Annotated in this window: 11 protein-coding genes; 3 read left to right on the plus strand and 8 right to left on the minus strand. The window is 62.1% G+C overall.

Features of this window, described 5'->3' with window-relative positions:
- From RMO81_RS15680 to RMO81_RS15700, 5 genes are all read right to left on the minus strand, one after another.
- Positions 1–1372: M10 family metallopeptidase C-terminal domain-containing protein (locus tag RMO81_RS15680; protein WP_310476885.1), on the minus strand; the 1372-nt coding region annotated here is incomplete at its 3' end.
- A gap of 238 nt (positions 1373–1610) precedes the next feature.
- Positions 1611–4052: a hypothetical protein gene (locus tag RMO81_RS15685; protein ID WP_310476886.1), complete on the minus strand. Its 2442-nt coding sequence runs from the start codon at positions 4050–4052 to the stop codon at positions 1611–1613.
- A gap of 71 nt (positions 4053–4123) precedes the next feature.
- Positions 4124–4780, minus strand: coding sequence for an ABC transporter ATP-binding protein (locus RMO81_RS15690; RefSeq protein ID WP_310476887.1), 657 nt, complete (start codon positions 4778–4780; stop codon positions 4124–4126).
- Positions 4777–5571, minus strand: a complete 795-nt coding sequence (locus tag RMO81_RS15695) for an ABC transporter permease (RefSeq protein WP_310476888.1) — start codon at positions 5569–5571, stop codon at positions 4777–4779. The genes RMO81_RS15690 and RMO81_RS15695 overlap by 4 nt, the downstream gene beginning before the upstream one ends.
- Before the next feature lie 5 nt (positions 5572–5576).
- Positions 5577–6749 carry a hypothetical protein gene (locus RMO81_RS15700; RefSeq protein ID WP_310476890.1) on the minus strand — a complete coding sequence of 391 codons (1173 nt, stop codon included), beginning with the start codon at positions 6747–6749 and terminating at the stop codon, positions 5577–5579.
- Positions 6750–7214: 465 nt separating this feature from the next.
- Here RMO81_RS15700 and RMO81_RS15705 point away from each other — a divergent pair, with 465 nt between their 5' ends.
- Together RMO81_RS15705 and RMO81_RS15710 are read left to right on the plus strand one after the other, a co-directional pair.
- Positions 7215–8384: a polysaccharide biosynthesis/export family protein gene (locus tag RMO81_RS15705; protein ID WP_310476891.1), complete on the plus strand. Its 1170-nt coding sequence runs from the start codon at positions 7215–7217 to the stop codon at positions 8382–8384.
- Between the two features lie 11 nt (positions 8385–8395).
- Positions 8396–9562: a glycosyltransferase gene (locus RMO81_RS15710; protein ID WP_310476892.1), complete on the plus strand. Its 1167-nt coding sequence runs from the start codon at positions 8396–8398 to the stop codon at positions 9560–9562.
- Here the strand turns inward: RMO81_RS15710 and RMO81_RS15715 are convergent.
- Positions 9559–10470: a branched-chain amino acid aminotransferase gene (locus RMO81_RS15715; RefSeq protein WP_310476894.1), complete on the minus strand. Its 912-nt coding sequence runs from the start codon at positions 10468–10470 to the stop codon at positions 9559–9561. The two genes, RMO81_RS15710 and RMO81_RS15715, sit on opposite strands and share 4 nt — an antisense overlap.
- A gap of 141 nt (positions 10471–10611) precedes the next feature.
- Between RMO81_RS15715 and RMO81_RS15720 the strand changes: the two genes are divergently transcribed.
- Positions 10612–11136: a MarR family transcriptional regulator gene (locus RMO81_RS15720; RefSeq protein WP_310476895.1), complete on the plus strand. Its 525-nt coding sequence runs from the start codon at positions 10612–10614 to the stop codon at positions 11134–11136.
- On the opposite strand, the gene RMO81_RS15725 is transcribed toward RMO81_RS15720, so the two are convergent.
- Together RMO81_RS15725 and proC are read right to left on the minus strand one after the other, a co-directional pair.
- Positions 11133–11963: a c-type cytochrome gene (locus RMO81_RS15725; protein ID WP_310476896.1), complete on the minus strand. Its 831-nt coding sequence runs from the start codon at positions 11961–11963 to the stop codon at positions 11133–11135. The genes RMO81_RS15720 and RMO81_RS15725 overlap by 4 nt on opposite strands.
- Positions 11964–12005: 42 nt before the next feature.
- Complete coding sequence (gene proC, locus RMO81_RS15730) at positions 12006–12782, minus strand: pyrroline-5-carboxylate reductase (protein ID WP_310476897.1); 777 nt, start codon at positions 12780–12782, stop codon at positions 12006–12008.
- Positions 12783–12847 lie beyond the last annotated feature (65 nt).

The raw sequence follows: 12847 nt of genomic DNA on the forward strand, positions 1-12847 counted from the left end.
TGAGCAGCACATCCGTGCGCCCATCGCCGGTGAAATCGGCCACCGCTGCCACTGTGCTGTTGGCGCCCAGCCTGAAGAAATAGGTGAAGCCGTTTGACCCTTGCGTGGAATCCCAGGTGATCAGATCGCGTGTGCCGGGCAGGAACAGCACCAGTTCCTCCGCAATCAAACCCATCAGCCCATCGGCGAATTGCGCCTGTTCGATTCCGATCAGCGTATCGGTGCCATCGGCGTTGGCGCGCAGATCGCGCACGGTCACCGTGTCGCCGTTGCGCGTCACCTCATAGTCGCGTCGACCGCCCGAGAAAACGGCGGTATCGGTGCCACCGCCGCCGGTCAGGCGGTCAGCGCCGCCGTTGCCGGCGAGGCGGTTGGCGGCGGCATTGCCGATAATCTCGTCATCGGCCGATCCGCCCAAGGCATTTTCAATGGTGACATTGAGCGCGATGCCGACATTGTCGTTGAAGGTGAACAAGTTGGCTGCGGAATTGATCGTGCTGGTGATGAACGATCCGAAATTGGGAAAGCGTTCGGTCCAAAAGCTGATCTGGTCTGCGCGTGAAAACTGGCCAAGGCTGGAATAGGCACCCGGACGCAGGTCGATGATGTTGGGCCGTGTGAAGTTCGACAGATCGAACGTATCAATGCCGCCTGAATCATAGACCGCCTGGACAGCGGCCGAATCCTCGCTGAAACGATAAGTGCTGTTATCGGCCCGGGTCGTTGTGCTGGCACCATAGATCGCCTGGACCGCGGCGATGTCGAGCACCATCGGCGTTATGGTGGCGACTTGCGCGATGAACGATTGGATCGTGTTGGAACCGCCGGAAAAGCTGATGGCAATGCCGGGCCCCTCATAGGACATAACGGTGAACCGCTGATTGTCGAACGGCGCCGGGATGACTGGGGTTTCGAACGGATGCTTCAGGCCCAGCGTATGGCCGATTTCATGCAGCAGGGTTTCATAAAGCCCGTTGGCCAGCCCGGGGGCAAAATCCTCGCTGACCTGGCGATGATCAATCCAGACATCGCCGACCCGGCCACCGCTCGGTTGAGGTGGCCCGGAATAGGCAAAGCCGGTGCCGAACTCTGCAGTGGTGAAGGCGACGCGGATTTCGCCGATGCTGGCCGGAGTTTCGACGATTTCGGTGAAATTGGGGGCGATCAGTTGATCCCACAGGGCCAAAGCCGACCGGAAATGCCCGGCTTGAACCGCCGACAGCACGCCATAGTTGCTGAACGGTTCTGACCCTGGCCGATAGGTTGGCCAGATGCTGGCAAGGGTCGGGACCGAATAGCTGAACTGTCCAACGCCGAGTGACGCACCAGGAGTGCGCAAAGCGCTGTTGATCTGCGCATTGGTCAGAGTCACCAAGGTCATGGCGGCTAGCCTCTCATTGCCTTCGACCGCGCCGTACTGGCCTGCGATGCCGGCCCGGCAAAACCGCATGTTGCAGGCAGCGAACCGAACGGCGCACTCCCTTTCATCATGCTGGCCCCAAAATCCTGATCATCAACAGCGCCGATCTGCAGCAAGGGGGCACGCGCTGGCATTTCCATCTGTGAAGAAGCGCCATCATCCCAAGGCTCACCCTGCATATCTGCAACCTTCAGGGGAACACCCCTGTCCCCACAAGGTCCGCGCCGGCAAGGGTTGAGCCGAGATCAATCCAGTTGCTCCCAGTCCAATAGATGGCGAGGCCATTGTCGTTCTGAAGGATAACATCGTCACGGCCATCGCCGTTCAGATCATTGAAGCCGGCAAAATCCCACGCGGGCCCGATGGTGGCAAAATCCTTGAAGCCCTGCGCGCCCTGCGTCGCATCCCAGAAGATGGTGACGCCGTCGGTCCGTTGCAGGATGAAATCATCGGCCAACCCGCCGGTGACATCGCCCAGCCCGGCAATGCTCCACCCCGGTGCAAGTGTGATCAGATCGCGCCAGCCGTTATCCGTAAATGCAATCACGGCGCCACTGCCGCTGTTCTGCAGGATCACATCATCCTTGCCGGTACCATTGATGTTGCCCACACCTGCCACGCTCCAGCCAGCGGCAAGGCCGAACAAATCGCTGATCGTGCCGGAAGCCGAATCGAGGATGCGCAACTGACCAGCGGCGTTCTTCAGCAAGACATCGGCTGCGGCACTGCCGCGCAAATCACCCGTCGCAATCACGTCGAACCCCGGTGTCGCCGGCAAAACAGCAAAGCCATTGCCGCCCTGGGCCATATCCCAGCGGACCAGCCCACCACCGGGCTGGCTGAACAGGATATCGGGCCGTCCATCGCCGGTGAAATCCGCCACCGCCGCGACTTCGGTGCCTGCGCCCAGGCGCAGGAAATAGCTGAAGCCATTGGCCCCCTGAGTCGAATCCCAGCTGATCAAATCACGCGTGCCGGGCAGGAACAGCACCAGTTCCTCCGCGATCAAACCCATCAGCCCATCGCTGAATTGTGCCTGCTCGATGCCGGTCAGCGTATCGGTGCCGTCTGCATTGGCGCGCAGATCGCGCACGGTCACCGTGTCGCCGTTGCGCGTCACCTCATAGCTGCGGCGGCCGCCCGAGAAAACGGCGGTATCGGTGCCGACACCGCCATCCAGTCGATCGGAACCGGCGCCGCCCAACAGCACGTCGCTACCGGCGCCGCCAAACAGATCGTCGGCGCCGAAACCGCCCTCGATCCGGTCATTGCTGCGTCCGCCATACAGCGTGTCGTTTCCGGCATAGCCAAAGATTGTGCCGCCAGTGGTGCCCTGGCGGCCATCGTAAAGATCGTCGCCATAATAAAGCTGCACTGCCCCCCGGATGGTGCCATTATTGATCACCGTCACCGACAGCCGATCATCGGCTTGTTGTCTTTGATCGAACACCGTTTCAAAGAACTCGCGCATGGGAAAGCCATAGCGGCCGATCGTGGCGGTTTCTTCCAGCATGAGCGTGCCCAGCGAAGACGCCCTGACAACAGCATCAGGAATATTCGATTGGGCAATGGTGACGCGACCCTCAAAACCACCATTGATTTCAAGCAGGCCGCTGGCGTTCACGATGCGCAGGTTGCCGGGAATGGACGTGAAGGCCCCGGCATCGAGCCGCTCGAAATTGCGAAAAACGCCAAAATCGATGGCCACCACACTGTTTGCCGCAACCCGAAGCGTGTCGATGCCGGTTCCGCCATCAACAATGCCGTCGATGATCGGCAACGGTGATGATGACTGGAACGCGCTGAACCAGAATTCGTCATCGCCGGCACCCAGCAGCGCCGAACCGAACAGCCGCGGTGCGGGGCTGTTGAACGACGAAATTTCGAACACATCAGCCCGGTCCGAACCGGTCACACTGCGCAGGCTTGAATTGCCCCGCAGGCTGAGGCGGACGCCATCGATCGCCACATCGGCAAGCGGATTTTGGGAATCCACCAGACCGACGGTGCCGGAAAATGGGCGAAACACGGTCGACAGGATCGAAATCTGCTCAAAGCCGGAAAAGCCCACCAGATTGCCAAAGGCGTCAACCAACTCCAGCCGTTCGAAATTGATCGCGCCAGACGCCGAAATATTGTTGTTGAGTTCATCTGCCGGGCCCCGGATCGACAGCGTATCGAACCCGCTGCCGCCGTTGGCATCGATGCTGTGTGATTGGCCCGGCAAGCTGGTCAATTGATAAGAATCATTGCCGCCGCCAAGATTGACCGACAACTCGAAACTGGTGTTCTGGGCCGCGTTCTGCACGAACAGGTCGTCGCCATCCAGCAACGCAACATTGCCGACAATCAGGCCGGAATTGCGGACTTCATCTGCTCCGGTCGAGCCCCGGATCACGAAAGGTCGGGGGAAGCTGTCGAAACTGCGGATAATGCCGCCAACTTCGTTGATGATCACGCTGCCGCCGGTTTCCATGCTGATGGCCGGCTGATCGGCACTGGTGGAAATGATGCGGCCGCGCTCGGTATTGACCAATCGCACGCCGGCCGCCGTGATCCGATAGGCCGGCGCGCCTTCCACACGGCTGTCTACCGAAAATGTTTCGCCAACAGTGGAGAGCGTGATTGTCATTGGAGACCCATTCCTCAAATCGACCGTGACACAAGCAGGCCATCACCATATGCTTTGACAATCAACGGCGATCAAGCCGCCATTATCTGCTGGTGATGCTCCAATGCGCTCTCGATATCGGGGAAATGGTGCAGCACGCCTTTTTCCAGAACACAGGCGCGTTTGGCGTGCAGGCGCAGATAATGACTGTCGTGCGAAACAATGATCAACGCGCGATCGGCGCGTTTCACGAACAGTTCCTCTTGGCAGCGCTGCTGGAAGCGCGAATCTCCAACTGCCACCACCTCGTCGATCAGGTAGCAATCGAAGTCGATCATCATGGAAAGGGCGAACGCCAATCGTGCCCGCATGCCAGACGAATAGACCTTCACCGGTTCGCGCAGGTAGCGCCCAAGTTGAGAGAAATCCTCGACAAAATCGATGACGTCCTCGAATGCGACATCATAGACCCGGCAGATGAAGCGGATATTGTCCACGCCGGTCAGCGCGCCCTGAAAGGCGCCAGTAAACGCCAGCGGCCAGGAAATTCGCATGGTCCGCTCGATCTGACCCGACGATGGCTGCTCGATGCCGCTGATCAGGCGGATCAAGGTCGACTTACCGGCACCATTGCCCCCAACGATGCAGACATGATCGCCGCGCTCGACTGTCAAATTGATGCCCTTGAGCACCTCGACCTGCCCGCCGCGCACGGGATAAAATTTGTGGACGTCGGTCAGCCGGATCATTCGGGGACATACTCGCGACTGACCTTGCGTTCCAGAGCAAGAGCCATGATGCTGAGGCCAAGATTGACGGCCACCAGATAGCCAACGTCGTATCTTGCAGCAAAAACACTGCCAAAAAACGCATCCCGGATCATTTCCGTACAATTGACCATGGGGACAAGCAGCGCCGCCGACTGAAAATCGGGCGGCAGTGCCTCAACCAGGAATGCGGCACCGGCCAGCGGAAACAGCAGATAAGCCGCAGGATGCCATAGCTTTTCGACCGTTTCCGACAACTCTGACAACGCCCCGAGAAATATCGCGAAGGCTGCACCAAACCATGTGGTCAAAAACCAGCCGAGGACCAGAAGCAGCAGATTCTCCGGCGGTTCGATCAGTTCAAGACCAACGAATGCCAAGCCGAGAATGGTAAAGGATGTGGTGGCACCCATCGCCTCGAGTACAATGCGGGCGATGTAGATATCGATAATGCGGACGTTTCGGTGATACATCAGCGCCGAATTGGGCGCGATGGCGCCAATGCAACGATTGGGCATGTTCCGCCACAACAGCACGGTTGAATAGCCGGTAAGCGCAAACGCTGCGATGGGCAGATCTGATACCTGGTGCAGTCCGGCGATGGTCCACAAAGTGGTGATACCAAGGGTGAACAGCATGGGTTCCACGAACAGCCACAGGAATCCGATATTGTGGCGGCCATAGCGGGTGAGCACTTCGCGCAGCAGGAGCGCACGAAGAACGCCCAGCTGGATGCGGGCCGAACGCGCCAGGGAAGCGTTGGCAGCAGGCATCCCGGCTAGTCCTTGTGCTCACGCACGCCGGCCAGCAGCATCGACAGCACGCCCCACGCCACCAGCCCGGCGATCAGTGTTGAAAAAATGCCCCGCAAGCGGCGCGGCTCCATCGCGTCATCGGGTCGGCTGGGCTGGGCGACGCGTTCAACATAGGCGCGCTGGCGGCGAGCTTCGTTGCGCGCGTCCTGCAGCGTCACCAGCGAAGCGGCAAGTTGGCGATCGGCAAATTCACGTTCCAGTTGCAGCCGCTGATATTGTGCCGCGGCCGCCGAAAGTGAGCCGTTTCCGCCGGCAACACCTTGCATCTGTTCGGCAATCGCCTTTTGCAGCCCGCTCACCCGCAACTTCAAAAGCGGGATCTGCGGATTTTCCGGTGCAGCCGCCGTCAATTGCACCAGCTGCATGCGAGCGCCGATCAATTCATCCTGCAACTTGGAGATCATCTGCAGCTGCACAGTGGCCTGGCGTTCAGGATCGATGACCCCGGCGCTGTTGCGGTAAGCGGCGAGCGCAAGCGCTGCCTTGCGGGCAACGGCTTGCGCTTCGGTCACCTCACGTTCGGCATAGCGCACCAGATCGCCCCGGCTGCGATCATTGAGCTGGTTCACCAACGCTTCGGCGCGTTCCAGCAGGCGGCGATCAATCACCTGGGCATCCTGGGCGGTGTACGCCCGCACCATCATGGTGGCGATGCCAGTCTCGCTGTCAAAATCAACCTCTACCTTGTCGCCGTAATAGAGGAACAAATCTTCGAACGAACCATCAATACCAAAGGGATCAAAACGGTTGAGGATGAAAATGCCATCGTTGCTCCAGGCCCGGCGAGCCAGCCCATCGGCATCCAGTGCACGCAGCGCATCACGCGAACTGATAAAGCCCTGAGCTGCGCGCATTTCATCGCTGCCATTGGAAAATCCGGCCGTTTCCAGCAACATGCCAACACCCGTCACAGAAGGCTTCTTGGGGCTGCGCACCACGAACCGACTTTCGGAGATGTACACGTCTGACGCCAGCAAACCGAAATACAGGGTCGCAAGACCCGTTGGTAGCACGACACACAGCCAGAACAGCAGGCCGGCGCTCGAAAGCCAGCGCTTCAGACCGCCAATGGGTCCCTGTCCATCAAGCGGTGCCACGTCGGCCGAACCCGGGTCGATCTTGGGCTGAGAATTCATCGTTTCCGTCATATCAAAACTGGGGTCACCCCAACAGCAGCCGGGGTATGGCCCCTGCGGATAGCGGATATTGGACCGGTCGCCTAGATGGGCGCTTGCGCCTTACCGATGGGTCAGCCCCAGCAGGCAAGGAAAACAAGTGTCGGCGCAAGCCCAACAAAAAGACGAGAGTTTCGACGTGATCTACTGCCAACTCATTCAGCTTTTTCTTAGAGTTGCAGAAGGCGTTTTCTGAATTGCGACTGTTCAGATTTTCTGCACGCATCGCAGGATTTGGAATTGAACCAGCGCAGCTCATCGCATTTTTGCAACATCTGGCAGTCCCGGATAGTGCGGGCGGCGGTTGGCCATTTGATATCGCGGTTGCAAGCGTGCAGCCCTGCTTTGACATTGGCCGGGCCTGATGCCATGGCCCAAGCCGGTTTTCAGCCCCCGGAACCCAATCCCTGCACGAGCATTTCGTTCATGATCCTTCCTCGATTGATTTCCCGCCCAGCCTCCATCGCCCGCCATATCCTGCTGGTCGCGACGGGCTTGGCGCTGGCCGCCTGCCAGCCCTTTGGCCCTGGCCGGCAAGCCGTGCTAAACGGCGGCGCTGTGCCGGCCGGCCCCAACGAGGCTGCCGCCCAAATCAAGGTGATCCAGGTGCGCGGCGACATGGCGGCCCAGTTCAAGGCACCGCCGCCCTGGCCAGCCTTTGCCGATGTGCTGGCCGGCGCCAAGCCGGTGGGCACTGTGGTCGGCACCGGTGACGCACTGGAAGTGACGATATGGGAAGCCCCGCCCGCCGCGCTGTTTGGCGGCGGCGCCGATACCCGAATTGGCACTGCGATCAGCACGGCGCGGCCAACCACCCTGCCCGAACTGCTGGTTGGCCCTGAAGGCAGCATCAGCGTGCCCTTTGCCGGCCAAGTGCCGGCGGGTGGCCGTACCCTGCGCGAGATTGAAACCGATATCGTCCGCCGTCTGCGCGGCAGGGCCAATGCGCCGCAAGCTATTGTGCGGCTCGTTCGCAACACGACCGCCACTGTGACCGTCGTTGGCGAAGTGACCAATTCTGCCCGGCTGCCGATCAGCCCGCGCGGTGAACGGCTGCTCGATGCATTGGCCCAGGTTGGCGGGGTAAAACCGCCGGTGAACTTGACCACGATTCAGGTTACGCGCGATGGCCGCACCCACCGGATGGCGATGGCCGATATCATCACCCAGGCCAACAATAACATCGTGCTGGCCAAGGATGATGTGATCACCGCGCTGTTCCAGCCCTACACTTTTACGGTGCTGGGCGCGGCCGGCAAGAATGACGAGATACGCTTTGAGGCGATGGGCATCACGCTTTCGCAGGCGCTGGGCCGCATCGGTGGCTTGCAAGATGGCCGCGCCAATCCGCGCGGCGTGTTCCTGTTCCGCTGGGAAGATTCGGACATTGCTGGGGCGCCGCGCGTGCCGGTCATCTACAGTTTCGATCTGAAGGACCCAGCGGTCTATTTCCTCACCCAGCAATTCCGCATGACCGACAAGGATCTGATCTACATCACCAATTCCCCGATTGCCGAGTTGCAACGCTTTGTGAGCATCGTTTCGCAGACCCTGCTGCCGGTCGCCACCGTCACCAGCGTCATCCGACAGGATTGAGTCGCCCGTTCGTGGACGACAATGGCGCCCCCCTGCTGCTGGATGCCTCGCGCCTGGTGTGGCGGCGCTGGGCTGGGGTGCGGCCAACCGGCATCGATCGAACGTGCCTGGCATGGCATGATCACTATGCCGCGCGGGCCCAGGCCGTTCTGGTACACAGGCGCGGCCGCCACATCCTGCCGATGCGCGCATCGCAGGCGCTGTTTCGCCTGTTGGAGGCGGATGCCCCGCGCGACCAGTTCCGCCGGCGTTTTGTCAGTTGGGCGACACGCAATCTTGTCAATCTGATGCGGCCGCAACCTGGGCGGGGGCGGTTGTGGCTGAATGTCGGCCACACCGGGCTCAACCTGCCTGGCCTTGCCGAATGGGTGCGCGCTGCCGAACTGCGCCCGGTGCTGATGCTGCACGACATCATTCCCATCACCCACCCCCAATATTGCCGCGACGGCGAGAAGCCGCGGCACGAGGTGCGGGTGAAGACGCTGCTCGAGATCGCTCACGCCGTACTGGGCAACAGTCAGGACACGCTTGAGATCTTGCGTAACTATTCCGCTGGCATCAGCATGACAGTGCCGAAATCGCTGCCAGTCTGGCCGGGGACGCGGTTGCTGATCATGCCGGGCGGAACTCGCCCGACGCCGAGCAACGATTTCGTTATCCTGGGCACAATTGAGGGCCGCAAGAACCACATGCTGCTGCTGGATGTGTGGGAGAAACTGGTGACAGCCCATGGTGAGGCAGCGCCGCGACTGGTGATCATTGGTCGGCGTGGTTGGGCCTGTGATGATGTATTGGCGCGCTTGAACGCCGGCGGCTTTGGCAGCCGCGTGGTGGAAACCGGCGCGCTGGCAGACGACGAGATCGCCCGCCATCTGGCCAGCGCCTGCGCGTTGCTGTTCCCCAGTTTTGCTGAAGGTTACGGCTCGCCGCTGGTAGAGGCCATAGCGGCCGACGTGCCCGTGATTGCCAGCGATCTCGACGTGTTCCGCGAAATCGGCCAGGGCGTGCCCGATCTACTGCTGCCCGACGACTTGGAGGGTTGGACCAGCGCCATCATGGCCTATGCCGTCCCGGAAAGCCCGGCGCGCGCCGCGCAGATGGCGCGGCTGGCCCAGTTCCGGGCCCCCGATTGGCCCGGCCATTTCGCCAAGGTCGATGCGTTTCTGGCGACGCTTTAACGCTGCGTCGACGGCACTGGTTCCACGCCGGTGATGCGGCCGTGCACCAGATCGCTGTAATCCTGCGCCATTTGCAGCGTTGCTGCACCCACCTGGAAATTCCACGGGCCAATCTCGGCCAGCGGCGTCACTTCGGCGGCGGATCCGGTCAGGAAGGCTTCCTGGAAATTGGCCAGCTCTTCGGGCCAGATGGCGCGTTCCACCACCTTGATGCCGCGGCGCTGGGCCAGCGCGATGATCGAACGGCGGGTGATGCCATCCAGGAAGCAATCCGGCGTGGGCGTGTGCAGTTCACCGTTCTGGAAGAAGAAGATGTTGGCGCCCGTCGCTTCGGCCACCTGCCCGCGCCAATCCAGCATCATCGCATCATTATAGCCGGCGTTTTCGGCGGCATGCTTTGAAAGAGTGCAGATCATGTAGAGGCCGGCGGCCTTGGCGCGCACCGGCGCTGTATAGGGGGCCGGGCGGCGCCATGGCGCAATGTTGAGGCGCAGGCCCTTCTTCAGCGCTTCCGGGCCGAAATAAGCGCCCCATTCCCAGGTGGCGACCGCCAAGTGCGCCTTGGTCTTCTGCGCCGAAATGCCCATCTGCTCGCTGCCACGCCAGGCAACCGGGCGCACATAGGCGTTGGTCAGGCCATTGGCGGCCAGCGTCTGCCGGCAGGCTTCGTCAATCTGCTCGACGGTCCACGGCAGTGGGAAGCCCATGATATTGGCCGATTCGATCAGGCGCTGGGAATGCGCCGACAAGGCATAGATATGGCCGTCATAGGCGCGCGCGCCTTCGAACACCGAACTGGCATAGTGCAGACCATGGGTGAGAATATGCACATTCGCTTCCCGCCACGGCTTCAGTTCGCCATCCATCCAGATGAAGCCGTTGCGATCGTCGAAGGTGGCGTCTGTCATGGTCAGCCTCAGGCAGCGTGAAATGTTGTGGGGCCGCCCTGCCCTTCGCCAGCAACAAACGAACAGCGCTGCCGCTTTCGTCTTGCCGGGAATTGCGCGCCCCGCTTGTGCTGGCATAGCCTTTGTGGCAGATAAGTCAACATGACTGTCCTTAATTCCGCCGCGTCGGCGCAAGTTTCCCCGCTGAAGGTCACGCCGGCCTCGCCGCTTTTCCTGCGCGAGGATGAGATCAGGCGCGGCATAGAACTGCTCTATTTCGGTTACACCGCAATGATCCGCGGCGCGGACGCCATCCTCGAAGCGCAGGGCCTTGGCCGCGCCCACCATCGTGCGCTCTATTTCATCGCGCGGCGGCCGGGCTTGTCGGTGGGGGAACTCATCGGTCTGCTGGGCATCACCAAACAGTCCCTGGGCCGGGTGTTGACCGATCTGACCAGCCGGCAATTGGTGGAACAGAAAATCGGCACGGCAGATCGCCGCCAGCGGCTGCTAAACCTCACAGCCTCGGGTTCGGCGCTGGAAGCCCGGCTGTTCATCGAGCTGGAACGGTCCATGGCGCGTGCCTATGGCGAGGCCGGGCAGCAGGCGGTGACCGGCTTCTGGGGGGTGCTGATGGGGCTGGTGCCGCCCGATGACCGCGCCCAGGTCGAAGCGCTGCAGGGTTAGGGCGTGGAAAGCGATTTCAGATAATCGAACAGCGCCCGGCGTTCGGCATCGGTCATGTGCACGAGGCGGCCGCGCGCAACGCCCGACATCATGCGCACATCCTGGTCCTCTGGCGTTTTGCCGGTCGTCGTTAACCGCTGAAACGCCGGCCAATCATAGCGTTGGATGACATCAGCCAGTGCCGGCGTGTCACCCGGATAGCCGCCAAGGCCGTGATTATGGCATTCGGCACAGGCCGCGCGGGTGAAATATGCCCCCCAGCCCGGCATGCCGGGGGCGGGCGCAACCGCCGGGCCCACATCAGTCGCGCGTACCAGCACGGCGTTCAGGGCGACTTCGCCCGTTGCGGTCGCCGCCGCCTTGAACAGTCGGCTCTTCAGCGTGACGGACGCGCCATCTTCCATAGCCGGCAGCGCACGCAGATGGGCATGGACAGCAGCGATCTCGTTGTCAGCCAGCGCGGCGAAATGTTCGGATGGCATGGCCCACGTCAGGCTGGTGCCATCGGGCCGCAGCCCCCGGCGCACAGCGCGGGCGAAATCGGTCAGCGCCAGTTCGCGGGCACGGCGGCGCAGATTGGGCGCCGGGATGCCATAGAAATCCTCCCCGGCCAGTGCCTCGCCGTGGCAGCCGGCACACCCATAGACCTTGACCAGACGCGCGCCCAGCACGGGATCGCCGGGGCCGCCCGCCACGATTTCGGGCAGCGCGCCGTGATCCTTGGCCAGCATCCGGTTGCCCGCCCAGATCAGCGCACTGCCAGCCCCTGCCGCCAGCAGCAACACAGTGCCGATCACACCCGTTCCGGCTTTCACCCACGTCCGCATGACATCCCCCCGGCGGGAGCTTACGTCAGGCCACTACCGCTGTCAGCCCAGTTCCTTCGAGCGCGCTGCCGCTGTGGCCACCACCTGTTCCAGCAGCGGCGTCAGGCCCGGCATCAACACGGACAGGCCCGCTGCCGTGGTGCCGCCGGGCGAGGTGACGCGTTCGCGCAATGTCGCGGCCGGGGTCGCGCCATCCTGGGCGGCCAGCGCGGCGGCACCGATCAGGGTTTGGCGGGCCAGACGCATCGCCATGGCGGGTTCAAGCCCGGCCGCTTCACCGGCAGCGGCCAGCGCCTCGATGAAATGGAACACATAGGCTGGGCCAGAACCGGAGACTGCGGTGACAGCATCGAACTGGGTTTCGTCGTTCAGCCAGATCGTCTGGCCCGCTGGCTGGAACAGGGCTTCAGCGGCCCCCTGCACGATATCGCCATCACGGGTGAACAAGGCCGTTGCCCCCTGCCCGATCGCAGAAGGGGTGTTGGGCATGGCGCGCACGATGCCGGCACCGGGGAACAGCCGCGCCAGATCCTGCGTCCGCACGCCGGCCATCACCGAAATCACCAGTGTGAGCGGCCCAAGCCGGCCGGCCAGGGGCAACACTGCCTGCGCCCAGGCCTGCGGCTTCACCGCCAGCACCACGATATCGGGCTTGCCCGTTGCCGGCGGGCGGGCGGAGGCTTCGACACCGGCCGGCAGATCCCGCGCCGCCGGATCGATCACGGCAACCGGCCCCAGCCCTTCGGCCAGCCAGCGCCGCAGCAAGGCGCCGCCCATGTTGCCACAGCCGATCAACCAGATCGGCGCTTCACCCGTCATTTGTGCCCCCAGAACGGTGTTACGCTTCGCCCGCTGTCTCGATCAGCGCGGCGGCCAGTGCTTCA

This window comes from Sandarakinorhabdus sp., assembly GCF_031422795.1.
In the GTDB taxonomy this organism is placed as follows: Bacteria; Pseudomonadota; Alphaproteobacteria; order Sphingomonadales; family Sphingomonadaceae; genus Sandarakinorhabdus.